At 53.2% G+C, this 15,927-nt stretch carries 19 protein-coding genes and 1 riboswitch; of the genes, 2 read left to right on the plus strand and 17 right to left on the minus strand.

What is annotated here, in order from left to right; all coding sequences use genetic code 11:
- Positions 1–6: 6 nt before the first annotated feature.
- The 17 genes from HV041_RS11215 to pduF all read right to left on the minus strand — a co-directional run bounded on the left by HV041_RS11215 (position 7) and on the right by pduF (position 14,304).
- Entirely contained in the window at positions 7–684 is a 678-nt protein-coding gene (locus HV041_RS11215; protein WP_116360207.1) for an energy-coupling factor ABC transporter transmembrane protein, read from the minus strand.
- Positions 671–952 (minus strand): energy-coupling factor ABC transporter substrate-binding protein, encoded by a 282-nt coding sequence (locus HV041_RS11220; RefSeq protein ID WP_003030289.1) that lies wholly within the window; start codon positions 950–952, stop codon positions 671–673. Before HV041_RS11220 ends, HV041_RS11215 begins: the two co-directional genes overlap by 14 nt.
- A 2-nt stretch (positions 953–954) precedes the next feature.
- Positions 955–1,692 (minus strand): cobalt ECF transporter S component CbiM, encoded by a 738-nt coding sequence (cbiM, locus tag HV041_RS11225; RefSeq protein ID WP_048211980.1) that lies wholly within the window; start codon positions 1,690–1,692, stop codon positions 955–957.
- Complete coding sequence (locus tag HV041_RS11230) at positions 1,689–2,402, minus strand: cobalt-factor II C(20)-methyltransferase (protein ID WP_005123035.1); 714 nt, start codon at positions 2,400–2,402, stop codon at positions 1,689–1,691. Before HV041_RS11230 ends, cbiM begins: the two co-directional genes overlap by 4 nt.
- Positions 2,399–3,193 (minus strand): sirohydrochlorin cobaltochelatase, encoded by a 795-nt coding sequence (locus tag HV041_RS11235; RefSeq protein ID WP_116360208.1) that lies wholly within the window; start codon positions 3,191–3,193, stop codon positions 2,399–2,401. Before HV041_RS11235 ends, HV041_RS11230 begins: the two co-directional genes overlap by 4 nt.
- Positions 3,194–3,203: 10 nt before the next feature.
- Positions 3,204–3,989, minus strand: coding sequence for a cobalt-precorrin-6A reductase (locus tag HV041_RS11240; protein ID WP_121584491.1), 786 nt, complete (start codon positions 3,987–3,989; stop codon positions 3,204–3,206).
- Positions 3,986–4,711: a precorrin-3B C(17)-methyltransferase gene (locus HV041_RS11245; protein WP_048211983.1), complete on the minus strand. Its 726-nt coding sequence runs from the start codon at positions 4,709–4,711 to the stop codon at positions 3,986–3,988. The genes HV041_RS11240 and HV041_RS11245 overlap by 4 nt, the downstream gene beginning before the upstream one ends.
- A complete protein-coding gene (gene cbiG, locus HV041_RS11250; RefSeq protein ID WP_061067717.1) occupies positions 4,711–5,766 on the minus strand; it encodes a cobalt-precorrin 5A hydrolase in 1,056 nt (351 codons plus the stop codon). Before cbiG ends, HV041_RS11245 begins: the two co-directional genes overlap by 1 nt.
- Positions 5,747–6,520, minus strand: a complete 774-nt coding sequence (locus HV041_RS11255; RefSeq protein WP_005123046.1) for a cobalt-precorrin-4 methyltransferase — start codon at positions 6,518–6,520, stop codon at positions 5,747–5,749. The genes cbiG and HV041_RS11255 overlap by 20 nt, the downstream gene beginning before the upstream one ends.
- A complete protein-coding gene (locus HV041_RS11260; RefSeq protein WP_048211985.1) occupies positions 6,513–7,082 on the minus strand; it encodes a decarboxylating cobalt-precorrin-6B (C(15))-methyltransferase in 570 nt (189 codons plus the stop codon). The genes HV041_RS11255 and HV041_RS11260 overlap by 8 nt, the downstream gene beginning before the upstream one ends.
- Positions 7,072–7,677: a cobalt-precorrin-7 (C(5))-methyltransferase gene (locus HV041_RS11265; RefSeq protein ID WP_048211986.1), complete on the minus strand. Its 606-nt coding sequence runs from the start codon at positions 7,675–7,677 to the stop codon at positions 7,072–7,074. The genes HV041_RS11260 and HV041_RS11265 overlap by 11 nt, the downstream gene beginning before the upstream one ends.
- Positions 7,671–8,810 (minus strand): cobalt-precorrin-5B (C(1))-methyltransferase CbiD, encoded by a 1,140-nt coding sequence (gene cbiD, locus HV041_RS11270; protein ID WP_048211987.1) that lies wholly within the window; start codon positions 8,808–8,810, stop codon positions 7,671–7,673. The genes HV041_RS11265 and cbiD overlap by 7 nt, the downstream gene beginning before the upstream one ends.
- The gene (locus HV041_RS11275; RefSeq protein ID WP_048211988.1) at positions 8,807–9,439 is read right to left on the minus strand and encodes a cobalt-precorrin-8 methylmutase; all 633 of its coding nucleotides are present in this window, start codon (positions 9,437–9,439) and stop codon (positions 8,807–8,809) included. The genes cbiD and HV041_RS11275 overlap by 4 nt, the downstream gene beginning before the upstream one ends.
- 10 nt (positions 9,440–9,449) lie before the next feature.
- Entirely contained in the window at positions 9,450–10,409 is a 960-nt protein-coding gene (gene cbiB, locus HV041_RS11280) for an adenosylcobinamide-phosphate synthase CbiB (RefSeq protein ID WP_121584490.1), read from the minus strand.
- Positions 10,406–11,785: a cobyrinate a,c-diamide synthase gene (locus tag HV041_RS11285; RefSeq protein WP_048211990.1), complete on the minus strand. Its 1,380-nt coding sequence runs from the start codon at positions 11,783–11,785 to the stop codon at positions 10,406–10,408. The genes cbiB and HV041_RS11285 overlap by 4 nt, the downstream gene beginning before the upstream one ends.
- Positions 11,786–11,872: 87 nt before the next feature.
- Positions 11,873–12,048: riboswitch (cobalamin riboswitch) on the minus strand.
- Positions 12,049–12,380: 332 nt separating this feature from the next.
- Positions 12,381–13,292, minus strand: coding sequence for a regulatory protein PocR (gene pocR / locus HV041_RS11290; protein ID WP_048211991.1), 912 nt, complete (start codon positions 13,290–13,292; stop codon positions 12,381–12,383).
- Positions 13,293–13,494: 202 nt separating this feature from the next.
- Positions 13,495–14,304 carry a propanediol diffusion facilitator PduF gene (gene pduF, locus HV041_RS11295; protein WP_048211992.1) on the minus strand — a complete coding sequence of 270 codons (810 nt, stop codon included), beginning with the start codon at positions 14,302–14,304 and terminating at the stop codon, positions 13,495–13,497.
- Positions 14,305–14,829: 525 nt separating this feature from the next.
- On the opposite strand from pduF, the gene pduA reads away from it, so the two are divergent.
- Together pduA and pduB are read left to right on the plus strand one after the other, a co-directional pair.
- On the plus strand, positions 14,830–15,111 hold the full coding sequence (pduA, locus tag HV041_RS11300; RefSeq protein WP_003030255.1) for a propanediol utilization microcompartment protein PduA: 282 nt from the start codon (positions 14,830–14,832) through the stop codon (positions 15,109–15,111).
- Positions 15,111–15,923: a propanediol utilization microcompartment protein PduB gene (gene pduB / locus HV041_RS11305; RefSeq protein WP_048211993.1), complete on the plus strand. Its 813-nt coding sequence runs from the start codon at positions 15,111–15,113 to the stop codon at positions 15,921–15,923. Before pduA ends, pduB begins: the two co-directional genes overlap by 1 nt.
- The last annotated feature ends 4 nt before the right edge of the window (positions 15,924–15,927 follow it).

A 15,927-nucleotide genomic window follows, 5' to 3' on the forward strand; every position in this document is an offset into this window, starting at 1 on the left:
TTTTCCTTACAGGTGAAAATCACCCTGATACAGTTTGATATCCAGTGTGGTGGTCATTTGCTGATAACGGATCAACACGCGGGTAAACAATAATCCCACCAGCATCGCCAGCGAGCGATAGCCTAATGGCAAGCTACGATAACCAAAACGCAGCGTTTGTGCGCGATGAATGGCGAGTGCCTCGTCTAACAGGATAAAAATAAAGCGCCAGGTCAGCAGAATCAGCTCGGTCATCAGTCGTGGGACATGTGCACGTTTGAGCAGGATAATTAACTGCGGAAACGGTAAATTCAGCACCAGCCAGAACGTTGCCGCCAGCGCAGCCAGGCTGCGCCAGAAGGTTTCATTGGCGGTGACAAGTCCTGGGGCGCTAACGCCCAACCAGTAGCTGCCCACGGGTACGCTGGCCAGTAAGCTATGCGGGTCGCGACTGACGCTAAACAAAATCGTCACGACGCCCACCAGCAGAAAGCCAAATGGTAGCGCCATCCAGCGACACCAGCGCCAGAAAGAAACCCGCAGCAGCCAGCAACTGAGCGCCGCTATCAGCAACATCTCGATACCCTGCCCCAGCGGGGGCAGAGTAAAGGCCAGAATCATCATCATTAGCCAGAGCAGAAATTTCCGCACCGGTGAGACATGAAACCAGCGGCTTTGATAGCTAAGCCTGTCAAGCCCGGTCATCACGACGTTGCCTGCCCTTGGTATAACCCAATATGTAGAAAATTACGGCTGCGCCCAGCGATCCCTGGAGCGTAAACAGCAGGCTTTCAATCTCACCGCTTGCCGGTTCATATAACGGCTGGAACCACGGCTCATAATGCGGGGCAATAGCCTGAATCTGACTCTCCGCCTCACCGTCCGAGCCGCCGTATTCACCACCGTGGTTGATAAAGAACGGCAGGATCACCAGCGCCACTACCATGCCCAATATAATCAGCGTCTTTTTCATCGTTAATGTCCTTGTGCGGTTATTAACTGGCGTTTGGTTAGCTGATCGTAAATCAGCACGGTGAGTAACCCTTCCGCAATCGCGATGGGGATCTGCGTCAGACAGAAAATTCCCATGAACTTAATGATTGAACCGGTAGCGCCAGCAGACGGATCCGGGAACGCCACGCCCAGTTGCACTGAGGTGACGAAATAGGTAACAAGATCCGCCAGCATCGCACACAAGAAGACGCAAACATCACGGCGGAACCCCGCGCGACAGGCCAACTTCCACACCATATACCCAACAACCGGGCCGATTACCGCCATCGACATACCGTTAGCGCCAAGCGTCGTCAAACCACCGTGCGCCAGCAGCAGAGCCTGGAACAGCAAAACGATTGCCCCGAGGATGGCCACTACGCCTGGTCCAAACAGGATAACTGCCAGGCCTACGCCGGTAGGGTGTGAACAACTTCCGGTAACGGAAGGAATTTTCAGCGCCGACAGCACAAAAATAAAGGCGCCGCACAGTGCCAGTAAAACTTTCTGGTGGTTATCTTCCTGCACGATTTGGCGCAGGCGCACCAGCCCGTACCACAGGCAGGGCAAAAACAGCAGCCACCATGCCAGCGCCCACATCGGTGGCAAAAAGCCTTCCATAATGTGCATCGCGAACGCTTGCTCAGGAACAATCATCAGTAATAGCGCCGCTGCCAACCCGCTGAAAGACAGCTGTTTTAGCTGTTGTTCAAGCTTCATTGTGCATACTCCCACTGTTTGTTGACCAGAATGGTCGAGAAATAAGGCAGCGGCTGATCGTCGCTCACCTCGTCGAGATGGCGCCAGCACTGCTCGCCCGGCAGCGTGGCTTCAGACATCATCAGTGCACAGTCCAACAAGCCTTCTTGTTGCAGCAGCGCTTTGATGCGCGCAAAACGACCGTACACTTTCATCAGCACCAGGCTGTCATGCTGCTTTAACGCCTGCTGAATTTCAGCTTCCGGCGCGGTACAGGAGACCACTGCCAGCGATTGTTGCTCCATGGCGAGCGGAGTTTTCGAACGCGCGGCAATCGCAGCGAAAGAGGTCACGCCCGGGACGATTTCTAACCAGTCAGGCGAACCAATGCGCTGCAGTAAAAAGACCCAGGTGCTGAACAGCATGGCGTCGCCGAGGGTAATAAAACCTACCTGTTTACCCGCTTCCACTTCCTGTACCAACGCAGCAGCGACCTCATCCCAGACGGCCTCTTTTTCAGCACTGTCGGCACTCATCGGGAAATGGCAGCAGCGAACCTCGGTCTGCTCACCGATATACTCCCGCACAATCGACAACGCCAGACTATCGCCACCTTTACGCCCGGCTGGCGCATAAAGAATATCCAGCGCCCCAAGCGTGCGTGCTGCGCGCACGGTTATCAGATCGGCAGCACCAGGCCCGGTGCTTAATGCGTACAGTTTTCCGCTCATGCTGCTTCCTCCAGCGCAACATTAAGCGCCTGCTGTAAATGTGCCACGAACATGGCGCGAACCGCCGGGTTCTCACCCAGTCCACTGAGCCATGGCGTAGCCGGTATCCCGGCCGCATTAAACAATGTTTTCCACGAATCGTCTTCGTCGGAGGCCATATCATTGATGGCATGATCACCAGCAACTAACATCAGCGGCATCAGATGCACCGCCGTCACCCCTTCCTGAGATAAACTTTCGATCAGCACCTCAACTTCCGGGTAGCTTTCCACGGCACCTACGCGAGCCGGGAAGCGCTGCGCCGTCATCATGTGGTCAAGACAGGCATAGGCAGCAAAGGCGTGATGGCTGGCCCCGTGCCCCATAAAGACCACTTTTTCATTTTCGCCAAGCGCCGGCATCTGCTGTTGCAGCGCCAGCATCAGCTGTGCGTAATCTTCAACGCTGCTCAGTAGTGGTACACCCAGCGTCAGGCGAGAAAACAGCGGGCGCATACTTTGTACTTCGCGGACAATTTTTTCGTATTCGTCGCCGTTGATGATGTGCAGCGACTGAATCGCGACATCCTGATACCCCTGCTCCGCCAGCTTTTGCAGCGCCTGCAGCGGCGTGTCGATTTCAATGCCGTCACGCTGCTTGAGCTTGCGGATAATCATCCCTGAGGTAAACGCCCGGAACAGGTCGCGGTCAGGGCAACTGGCTGCAAGATCGCGCTCACAGGCCACAATATTCTTCTCGCAGGTGTCGTGATAGCTGGTGCCAAAGCTGACCACCAGAAGCGCCTTTTTCATCTCTAACTCCTTAAGCCGCGGCCAGCCAGCGCGTTAAACGCGCCGCAAAGGCAGCCTGACTTTCCAGTAATTCTTCTCCCGTCACCAACGGTGCCGGGCGTGTAATCACGATGCAGGGGATACCGGCCTCCAGACAGGGTTGCACTTTTTCCTGATAACCCCCTTCCGCGCCTGATGCCTTAGTGATCACCACATCAGCCTGACACTGGCGATAAAACGCAGCGTTGAACTCGGCGCTAAACGGTCCGCACAGCGCAAAGATCTCACCGACGCCAAATCCCAGGTCCGCGCATTGCTGAATGACTTCGGGTACAGGCAGGACGCGCGCCAGCAACGTTTTTTCAGGCAACTCTTCGCGCCAGATGGCCAGATCTTTACTGCCGGTCGTCAGCAGCACGCGGTCACCGAAGCGCCGCGCAACCTCGCTGCCTTGCTGAATGCTCTGTACGGTATACAGGTGCGGGTGGGTTAAACCGCTTAACTGTTCAGGGCGCTGATAGCGACTCAGCAGTACGCCCGCCGCTTCGCAGGCATTCATGATGTTGCGGCTCACTACCTCGGCGTAAGGATGCGAGGCATCGATCACCCAGCGCGTCCGATTTTCCTGAAGCCAGGCAATCATTTGCTCACGTTCCAGACGCCCGCAGCGCACCTGACCTTTGATGTCTCCCGCAAGCTGCTTTCCCGTCGGGGTCGCAACTGACAGGGTGTAAGCCACGTTTGCCGCATCCAGTTGCTGGCACAGCATGCGCGCGTCGCTGGTGCCGCCCATGACCAGCACATCACCATAATTCACAGCACATAACCTCGTGGCGTGATCATCAGGCCGTCCTGAACATAGGTTGTTTTATTGCCCACGATCACCAGACTGGTCATATCCACCGGTTCAAAATCCATATCACCGAGCGTGGTCAGCCATTTTTCCTGCTTTTTACGTCCGGCTGACTTCACAATACCAACCGGCGTTTGTGCGCTCTTGCTGGCGGAAAGCAGTTCAAATGCACGCGCCAGATGTCCTTCGCGACCCCGGCTGCGTGGGTTGTAGAAACAGATAACGAAGTCAGCTTCACCGGCAGCAATAATGCGTTTTTCGATAACCGGCCATGGCGTTAACAGATCGCTTAAGCTGATGTGGCAGAAGTCGTGCATTAGCGGCGCACCCAGCAAAGAAGCGGCGGCAATACTTGCGGTCATGCCAGGTATCAACCGGACCTCAACGTCCAGCTTTTGCTTGCTGACCAGTTCGAGTACCAGCCCGGCCATACCATAAATCCCAGCGTCACCGCTGCTGATCAACGCCACGTTGTGACCCGCCTGCGCCAGTTCGATCGCTGCCTGACAGCGTTCAATCTCTTTGCACATCCCGGTTTTGATCACCTGCTTGTCGCCTGTGAACGCTTTTACCAGATGGGTGTAGGTTTTATAACCCACGATGATTTCCGCTGCCTGCAATGCTTCAACGGCTTCCATGGTCATCATTGCCTGCGAGCCAGGGCCAATTCCAATTACGCTTAACATCAGTGTGAAACTCCCAAAGTGATCGTGACGCCCTGTTCTCGCAGGGTCTCGCCTAACAGTTGTCCGTGGCTCAGCAGCCAGGCTGCAGGACCGGAAACGCTTCCTGTACCCACCGTTTTGCGAACAAACGATGAGGCCGGAAAACGGTGTTCATGCTCACGCAGCGCGTCAGCGGTAAAGGTTTCGAAAGGCACGCGGCAACAGGAGGCCAACTGGATAAGCCCTTGTTCGTCTTTTTTCAGCGTGATGCTGCCAATGGCTTTTAACGCCAGCGGGTCGAAGCGCTGTGCTTCGAGTTGACGTGCCAGTAGCGCTGCTAACAGTGGAAACGGCGTATCCCGACGACAGCCAATTCCGGCAACCACTCGCTGCGGTACCAGCTTCCAGTGCACAACTGGCAGCTCAGGCAGATTGTTGCGCAAGGTAATACAAATCAGCGCATCCAGTTCAGGAAGCTGATTGAGGTCGGTCACCGTGATAAATCCACGGCGGTCGCAATGGCTGACGTCCTGTGCCAGTTCGTCGTCCCACCACAGACCAACCCGTTTGTTGCTGACCAGCATCTGGTTAACAATTTTGACCGCCGAGCGGAAATCATTCATACGGGCATTTAACTGAAACGCCAGCGTGTCCAGCGCCGCCATATCGTTAACATCCGTCGCGGTGGTAATGACCGGGTCGGCCCCCAGCATCCCCGCCAGATAACGCGCCAGAGCATTAGCTCCTCCCGCATGACCGGAGAGCAGGCTAATGACATGCTGGGCACGTTCATCAATGACCACCACTGCCGGATCGCAAAATTTGTCGTTGACCAGCGGGGCCAGCACGCGCACCGCAATGCCGGTCGCCCCGATAAAAATCAGCGCCGAGTAATTCGCAAACGCTTCGCGGGCGGTATTAGCAAAGCCGTTTTCGAAGGGAATAAACCCCTCCTCCAGCAGCTTTTCACTGGTAAAACAGGTTACCGGCAGCATCGCCGCCAGACGTTTAGCAAGCACAACGCCGCCGGGGGTCAGGCAAAATAGCGCAAGTGATTCAGGCTTTACGGTATTCATGGCTAAAATCCGCCGCATAGAGTTTGGAGTAGTGATACTCCGAGCCCAGGAAATTACCGACCAGAATGAGCGCCGTTTTACGGATCCCTGCGTCGCGAACTTTGTCGCCAATATCTGCCAGGGTACCGCGCACGGTCTGACTTTCCGGCCAGGTTGCCTTGTAGATCACCGCCACTGGCGTGGCCGCCGGGTAACCGCCTTCAATCAGACGCTCAGCAACCCGGTGGATACGTTGGACGGAAAGATAAATCGCCATCGATGTCTGGTGACTGGCAAACGACTCCAGTTGTTCACGTTCCGGTACCGGCGTGCGACCTTCCAGACGGGTAATGATCAAACTCTGCGACACTTCCGGTACGGTATACTCGACGCCCAACTCCGCAGCCGCGCCCAGGAATGCGCTAACGCCAGGCACCACCTGCCAGTCGATCCCGCGTTTAGTCAACTCTTCGCCTTGCTCACGCACGGAGCCATATAAGGAAACATCACCGGTTTGCAAACGCACGACGGTTTTACCGGCTTTCACACCCGCTTCCATCAGATCAAGGATCTGCTCCAGATGCAGTTCGGCGCTGTCATGACATTCCGCTCCGGCCGGGCAATATTCCAGTAATTCAGTGTTAATCAGCGATCCGGCATAGATAACTACCTGTGCCTGCTGGAGCAACCGGTACCCTTTGAGGGTAATCAGCTCGCGATCGCCAGGACCTGCGCCAACAAACCACACACTACGGGGATCAAAAATCTCAGACATGGGTTCCTTCCTTCTGACAGGCGATAACAAATACGGGGTTATTCGGTTTGAAATAGTGACCACTACCCAGCGTGGTAAGTGAGGAAACCTGCAGTTGCAGGCAATCCACGCCCTGTACGCCAGGACGGTCCAGATGAGCCAGCGCGGTGTTGAGGTTTTCCTGAAGGATAAATGTCATCACCAACCGCCCTGCGGGATGCAATTGACGCATTGACCAGTCAATCAGTTCGGTCAAATGGCCGCCGCTGCCGCCCATAAAAATGGCATCAGCTTTTTCCGCGATAGTCATCGGCGCGATACCTGGAAAAATGTCGATATTTGCGCAGGCAAAATGCTGACGGTTTTCGTCCAGCAGCCTGAGCGCATCCGGATTACGCTCAATTGCCGTCACGCGTAATCCTGGGTATTGCAGCGCGGCTTCTATCGACACGCTGCCGGTTCCGGCACCAATATCAATCAGGTGACTGGCGCGGTGTAATTCAAGTTTTGAGAGGGCAAGTGCGCGTACCGCTTCTTTGGTCATCGGCACTTTCTCTCCACGTAGAAAAAGCTCATCTTTCATCGAGTATCACCACTGCATTCATGTCATAGTCGGCTGTAATTTTGCTCACAGGCAGGCAGTGGATACGCTCATTGTCCATCGCCAGGTTTTCGCCAATCACCATCCAGCGATGTCCTTTGCCTCTGGCAACCAACTGCTGTGCAATTTCACGCGGACCACACAGCGCGTCGGTCACCATCGCAACCTTGTTATGTCGCGCCAGTTCATCAAAACAGACACTGCGACCATGGCTACTGGTGAGCCACATGTCGTTCATATCAATACCAGCTTGCGCACACAGATACTGCACCGCGCTAATGCCGGGAATAATGCGCACATTTTCAATACCAAAATGCGCCACCATCCGCGTGCCAATGCCGTAGAACAGCGGGTCGCCGGATGCCAGCACCACCACGTTTTGCGCCTGATGTTCGCCTATCCAGTTCAATAGCTCCGGAATATTGGCGCCAAGAGCAAACCGCTCACCGGCAAAATCCGGGAACTGCTGCAGATGTCGCTTGCCACCGATCAGCACATCGGCCATTGCAACCGCATCGCGCGCCACCGGCGTCATCAAATGCAACCCTGCGGGCCCCATCCCTACAACGGTTAACATTGCATCTCCTCAGCGATCTCGGCGATCGGGCGATTGCTCCCCAGCACCTGGTTATCAAAAGAGAACATGATGGCGTCGCAGGTCGGGGGATTTTTGGTAAAACGCAACGTTTGCAGGACGCGCATACAGATGCGCCTGGCCAGATGGTCATAAATGTGCTGGAAACCATACGCTTCGATGTGTTCCATCGCCGCCTCGGTGGTATCGCAGTCGCTGACCAGCGTCAGTAGTTCCAACGGCGCGCCAAGTAATGCGAGGTGAGCCACCAGCGTTTCCATGCGGGCATCAGCGATATGACTGTGGGTATGGAAGATCCCTGCCGCGATTTTGATAAGTTTGCCGGGGTGGCCGACCAGCACGATCTGGCGGAATCCCAGGCGTACCGCTTCTTCAATCATGTAACCGACAAAGTTGCTCATAGTGACCACAACCTGTGTGTCGATCCCCATTTGCTCACGCACAAAACGTTCGCCGTGATTACCCGGTACCAGTACTACGCGATCCAGCCCTGCCGCGCGTTTGATCTCCAGCTCCAGCGATAGCGAACGTTTCCAGCTCTCTTCTGACATCGGCGTAACAATGCCCGTGGTACCAATGATCGAAATACCGCCCAGAATCCCCAGCCGCGAGTTGTAGGTTTTTTGCGCCCGTTCTTCACCTTCAGGCGCAAAAATCTCAATTTTTGCCCCGCGATTTGGTCCAATCGCTTCACGTACTGCGGACTCAATGGTCTGACGAGGTGTCCGGTTAATCGCCGAACTGCCCACCGGCAAACCAATCCCTTTACGGGTCACCGTACCGACACCTTCACCGCCCTGTAAGACGATCTCTTTGCTATCGTCTAACGTCACGCGGGCAAAGATCAGCATCCCATGCGTGGCGTCCACATCATCGCCACCATCTTTGCGGATGGCGGCAATCGCCTGCTGCCCTTCGATATGCGGTGACTCCACGTTCAGGCATAACGTCACCCCGGAAGGCGTCACAATGGAAACCTGATGGATCAGATGCTGGCGCAGCACCATCAACGCAGCGACTTTTGCCGCCGCCGTCGCACACGATCCCGTGGTGTATCCTTTACGCAGCGCTTTACCGTTGTGCCACACTGGCGTGTCGAAGGACTGGTCGCTCATCGCGCCCCCTGCATGTGATAAAGCATGGCGTTGACGATAGCGGCGGCGACGTTACTGCCACCTTTGCGACCTAATGCGGCAATGGCGGGCAGATGACTTTGTGTCAGGGCATCCTTCGACTCCGCCGCGCCAACAAATCCTACCGGTACGCCAACCACACCGCTGACAGGTGCATCATGTTCCAGCAGTCGGAACAACGCGGTTGGCGCGTTGCCAAAGACAAACAGTTTTTCGCCCTCTTCCTTCACGGCAATGTCGACTGCAGCCATTGAACGAGTGATCCCCTGTTCTTTTGCTGCCCGCACCACACGTGGGTCGCTGATGTAACAGCGGCATTCGCCACCGAATTTTGCCAGCAGGTTTTTGTTGATCCCGGAAAGCGCCATCGTGGTATCGGTATAAATCACGCTCGGGCGACTCAATGCAGCGCAAAACTGTTCCAGCACATCGCTGGAAAACCACAGAATGTCCAGCCAGTCGAAATCCGCGGTGGTGTGGATCACCCGCTTGATGATGGCTTCATGCAACGGACTGGCAAACTGATAGTCCGGGCGGGTTTCACTGATAATCTCACCAATGATGTCGAAACTTTTGGCCTCAATTGCTTGAGGCTGCTGGATATAGTGCATTTTGTTGTCCTCAGGCGACACCGAGCCACAGCCAGCGCAGCGCAATAAAAAGCGCCAGTGCCAGGGTCGATGCTACCCACATCAATCGAATCGTTTGGGAAATGTCGTCTACAGAAATGTCTCGTTGTTGATCGCCAATCCACGGTTTTTCAACGCGCTCGCCGAAGTAGTCATTGGGTCCCCCCAGGCGAATACCTAATGCGCCGGCCACAGCAGCTTCCGACCATGCGCAGTTTGGACTGCTATGGTTGTAGCGATCACGCCAGCCAATCTGCAAAGCGCGTACGCCGTCCTGGCGGCATAAAAACGCCGCCACACCCAGCAACAGCCAGCTCAGTCTTGCCGGAATAAAGTTAGCGACATCGTCCAGACGGGCGCTGACCATGCCGATAGCACGGTACTTTTCATGTTTGTACCCCACCATTGAATCGAGGGTATTCACCGCTTTGTAGGCCATCGCCAGTGGCGCACCGCCCAGTAAGAGGAAGAACAACGGCGCGATGATGCCGTCAACGGTGTTTTCCGCCACGGTTTCCACCACGGCGCGGTTGATCTGTTTTGGTTGCAGCTGTGAGGTATCACGTCCCACAATCCAGGAGAGTTTTTCCCGACTTTCGGCAAGATTATTGGCACGCAATGGACGCTCTACATCCAGCGCAGCATTTGCCAGACAACGCCCCGCCAGCACAGTGAAAATCATCCACACCTCAACGACCCAACCAAACCAGGGATGAATTGATTGCGCCAGCGCCAGTACCCCCCAGGACACAGCCCAGGTCAGTCCAACCACCACAATCCACATCACTGCACCACCAATGCGAAGCGCGCGGTCGCTATGGCAGTAACGACGAACAACGCGTTGCACGGCAGAAATCAGATTGCCAATCCAGCGCACCGGGTGAGGCCAGTTCTGCGGATCACCAATGATAAAATCCAGCAGCCAGGCAACGCACCATGCGAGTATCGTCATAGCGCATTCCTCGCAGCGGCCAGCCAGTGATTGAGCATTTCGGGGCGCTGGGCAAAATGAACGTGCAGATAACTGGCGAAGGTATTTCCGACCTGCCATCCACCTGACCAGGCCTGCAGCGTTTTGCCATCACGCACCTTGCGGCAATTCATCACCGCCGGGGTTTCAGGGGTAAAGTCGGAATAGTGGAATTCATGCCCGCGCAGGACTTCACCGGCCGTTGCCAGCAATGTTTGCTGTGTGGCTTGTGCCTCGCAGTAGCCAAACCGGGTCAGCCGTTTGCCCATTTTGCTGTGTCCTGGAATGATATCCGCCATTAGCCAGCAATCGCCGTTGCTGTCCTCCAGCGAGCTACCGAGATACATCAACCCTCCGCACTCTGCATAAATAGCGACGCCACGCTGATGCGCCGCTCGCAGTTGCTCCAGCATGGTGACATTACGGGCCAGAGCCGCAGCATGCAGTTCCGGATATCCGCCGCCTAACCAAATCATCTGACAGTCTGGTAAACAGGTATCATGCAGCGGGCTAAAACGAACAATATTGAGGCCCGTACGCGCCAGTAATGTAATGTTATCCGGATAATAAAAGTTGAACGCCTCGTCATCAGCGATGGCCAGCGTTAGCCCTACCCCTGCGTCTGCTGCCGGTAGCGCGGGCCATTCGCCAACAGGAAGGGTGTTTAACTGGCTTAATGCCAACAACGCGTCGATATCCAGCGTCTGTTCCAGCGTCGCGGCAAAATCCTGCCACGGCTGCTGGTTGATAACTGACTCACGAGCGGTAACTAAACCCAGATGACGTTCAGGAAGCGCGACGCCCTCCATGCGGGGAACGTAGCCTAATACAGGCACGGAGCAGTAACGCTCAATGGCAACTTTGAGTAGCTGGTAATGTGTTTCGCTGTTGACCCGATTAACAATCACGCCTGCAATGTTCAGACTGGGATCAAAATGCTGGAATCCCATCACCGTGGCGGCTATCGAAGTGGAAACCGCCTTACCATCAACCAGCAAGATGACCGGGCAACCTAACTGTTTCGCCATCGCCGCAGTACTGCAGTAATCAGGGTCTGTACCATAGCCGTCATATAACCCCATAACGCCTTCGATAACGGCAATATCCGCGTGCTGCATCTGCTCGCAAAATAAGGCATTCAGTGTAGAGGTGGGTAGCATGAAGCTATCAAGATTACGGGAAGCCGTGCCGCACACCGCGGTGTGCCAGCCAGTATCAAGGTAATCAGGACCGACTTTGCATGGCTGGACGCGTAAACCGCGCTTTTTCATCAGGCTCAACAAGCCCAGCGTCACCGTGGTTTTGCCACAGCCGCTACCGGTACCTGCAAGAACAAATGCGTGAAAACTGGCCGCCATACCCTGATCCTGTTCAGGGTGGTAGGGGTGTATAGATACCCAGTCTCTCGACTGTATGCATCTGCGCAACCCACTTCCCACCGAAGTTGTTGGTAGTCACCGACAGGCAGGTCTTCTGGCTTAGCGTCGTCCTCGCCCGTCCTTCCCAATCTTACGATCAGTGGTCTATACGGGGTCGTCAGCATCACAGCAGCGGGGGCTGCGGGGGATTCTCACCCCCTTCCCTACCACAAATGTGGCAAACCTGTCAGTTCAAGAGCCGATTTAATTTGGCTCTGTGTCTTGAGGCAAATTCACGACCTCATGACAATAATTCAATTTAATATCTTGCCGGGTACATTCAACCAATGTTATGGCCTCAACCCGTTTATTCATATGTTCATTTTTTGAATGAAAGCGTCATTAAAGAATAAAGAAAGTCTTTCACTCAGACACTGTATCTCATCACAAAAATAAAAACTGGTGCAGTTTATCCCTCAAATACTATTATTTTGTTGCGCTATGACAATTTATTGACTGCTGTAGTTATTTTTCATTTTATAATGACTGACATAGCGTACGATATCAAAAATCGGCAATAGCAAATTATTGCTATTTAAGCTGTCTCTTCAGATGAGGTGACATTTATTTGCTGACGGAAAGCCTGCGGCGTAACCTGGTACGTTTGACGGAATACTTTGCAAAAATAACTGGTTTGTGAAAAGCCTAAATTTCGCGCAATACTGGCGATGCTCCAGTCGCTATGACAAAGCAACTCTTTGGCACTTGCCATTCGCTGTTGATTTACCCATGCGTTAAACCCTATCCCCTGATATTTTTTGAACAATTTGCTGAAATAGTAAGGACTGAGATAAACGTGAGAGGCAACATCTTCCAGACGCAGCTCGTCTGATAAATGCGCATCAATATAGCGCAGGGCTTTTTTCATTTTACTGTCATGCGGATTGGTACTGCGGTTAGCGCGTACCGGTTCTGACTGCTGCGGATTGTCTTTGATTACGACGAAATTCAGTTGTTTTTTAAGACAATTTTCTACAATGAGCTTTAGCAAATCCGCGGAAGCAATAACCCGCGAATAGTCCATTTCCGGTACATTACGAAATTCACTCACCAGTTCGGGATCGGCTTGCCAACGGTCGTCCACGTTCAGAATATCCACCAGCCCCACGTCATTGCTTAGGCGCACCTGGCCACATAAGACAAACCCGACCAGATGTCCCGCAATGACCAGCGGAATGGAGAAGTCGGTAAGTCCGGCATGGCAGCGATAAATGCAGGGTTGATCGGATTTTGAAGCTTCCAGTCCCCCACAGCGATCGCTCATACGACATCGTGTACTATGCTGAGGATGCTGGCGCATCAACTGGCAAAAAGGAGTGAAATTAAAAAGCTCAGAAATTTCATCACCGTGAATATTGACAACCACAACAGCCAGACTGGTGGCCTGCGCAAAATCCTGTGCGATTTTATTAATAAGTTCTGAGTTCAGGGCACTCGCAGAAATCATGATAAAACCTCTCAGTTAATTTATTGTTATAAATAAAACACATTATTTACATCTGCTTTTCATCTCGCTATCCAGAGCAATGATAAAAGGCGTATTCGAACATAACAAAAGTCTCCCATTCTTGGGAGACTTTTTAAGCGGTTCAGGAAACCTGATCACGAAAACAGTTATTACATTTCAAAAATAAACATTTTCCGTGAAGCTAACGCTCATTTTCCTCCAGCTTACAGCTATTACACGGTAAGTTTTTGCCAATAAAGTAACGATAAATTGCTGCCCCCGCACAAGCGCCAATGATAGGTGCCACGATCGGGACAATAAAGTAAGGAATATCACGCCCCCCAGTCATCGCGACATCCCCCCAGCCCGCCATCCATGCGAACAATTTTGGCCCAAAATCACGAGCCGGATTCATGGCAAATCCGGTAAGCGGTCCGGTCGATGCCCCAAGAACGGCAACCAGAATACCGATCAGTAGTGGTGCCAACGGCCCCCGGGGAATCCCATTGCCATCATCGGTGAGCGCCATGATCATCCCCATCAGAATGGAGGTAATCACAACTTCCACCAGTGCAGCCTGCCAGACGCTGAGTGCAGCGGCAGGATAAGTGCTAAATATGCTGGCAAGCTGCAAACTTTCGAGGCTACCCCGCACCATGTGGTGGGCGGTTTCGTACTCGATAAACAAACTGCCATACAACAAATAGGCGAGCAGAGCGCCACCAAAGGCACCAGCCACCTGAGCAATGGAGTACGGCAACACTTTACGACCTGGAAAACAGGCAAACAACCACAGTGCAATGGTGATAGCGGGATTGAGATGTGCACCTGAGATCCCTGCTGTCAGATAAACTGCCAGAGAGATCCCCAGTCCCCATATAATGCAGATCTCCCATAACCCTAAACTGGCACCGGCTACTTTCAGGGCGCTCAGGCATCCAATGCCAAAAAACAAAAACAACCCGGTACCCAAAAACTCGGCAATGCATTGCGCTTTTAGTGAATCGTTCATTGTGACACCTTCTAAGCAGAGTTCGTGTCTTTACCAGCGGACTCCTTGCTGGCAAGTAGAATACTTCGAGGCTTACTATAAAAAGCCATGTCGGCAAATTGTTGGCAATCTGCGGGCGGTATGACTTTAAAAATCGTGTTGCGATAGCAAATTCTTGCCATCACTTTTATTAAACAAAGCCAAATGACGGGGAATTTCTCTATTATTTGTACATTTTAGAAATAATAAAATATTGCCAATAGCATAATCTTGTTTTCAGATAACCGTCACAAATTCATTTTCCCCGCATAGCAAATGATATTTCACCTGTCACGTTCAAAAGTGTAAATATGGAATTAACATAACCAAATAATCACATCAACAAATCTAAAAATGATCAATAAAAACAACACAATAAAATAATTAACAGCAATTTTATATCACCAGTTCCTCACTATTTTTTCTCTCATACATTCAAGTCAGCCATTCTTTTTCCTCGCTTCTTTTTATAGTCATGAAAATCGGGACAACCCAGGCGAGGTCTTTATGCAACAAGAAGCGTTAGGAATGGTAGAAACCAAAGGCTTAACTGCAGCCATAGAGGCCGCAGATGCAATGGTGAAGTCAGCCAATGTAATGCTGGTCGGCTACGAAAAAATTGGTTCGGGACTGGTAACAGTCATTGTCCGCGGTGATGTCGGCGCGGTTAAAGCAGCAACAGATGCCGGTGCCGCCGCGGCCCGTAACGTGGGAGAAGTGAAAGCCGTACACGTCATTCCACGTCCTCATACCGATGTCGAAAAAATCTTACCGAAGGGAATTAGCTAATGAGCAGCAATGAGCTGGTTGAACAGATCATGGCGCAGGTGATTGCTCGTGTGGCAACGCCAGAACAGCAGGCTATCCCTGAAAATAATCCTCCAACACGAGAAACGGCTATGGCAGAGAAGAGCTGCAGTTTAACGGAATTTGTCGGTACTGCGATTGGCGACACCGTCGGTCTGGTGATCGCCAACGTAGATAGCGCCTTACTGGACGCGATGAAACTTGAAAAGCGTTATCGCTCCATTGGCATCCTTGGCGCACGTACTGGTGCGGGTCCACACATCATGGCCGCTGATGAAGCGGTGAAAGCCACAAATACTGAAGTCGTCAGCATCGAGTTGCCGCGTGATACCAAAGGCGGCGCTGGTCATGGTTCGCTAATAATTCTCGGCGGTAATGACGTTTCTGACGTGAAGCGCGGGATTGAAGTTGCGCTGAAAGAGCTGGATCGCACCTTTGGCGACGTTTATGCCAACGAAGCCGGTCACATCGAGATGCAATACACCGCACGCGCCAGCTACGCGCTGGAAAAAGCCTTTGGCGCACCGATTGGTCGTGCTTGTGGCGTCATCGTCGGCGCACCCGCATCCGTAGGTGTCCTGATGGCCGATACGGCGCTGAAATCCGCCAATGTTGAAGTGGTGGCCTACAGCTCCCCCGCCCATGGCACCAGTTTCAGCAACGAAGCCATTTTGGTCATTTCCGGTGACTCAGGGGCCGTGCGTCAGGCTGTTATCTCAGCCCGTGAAATCGGTAAAACCGTGCTGGCGACCCTCGGCTCAGATCCCAAAAACGACCGTCCGTCCTATATCTGATATC

It is taken from the genome of Citrobacter sp. RHBSTW-00029 (assembly GCF_014104295.1).
Classification (GTDB): Bacteria; Pseudomonadota; Gammaproteobacteria; order Enterobacterales; family Enterobacteriaceae; genus Citrobacter; species Citrobacter youngae.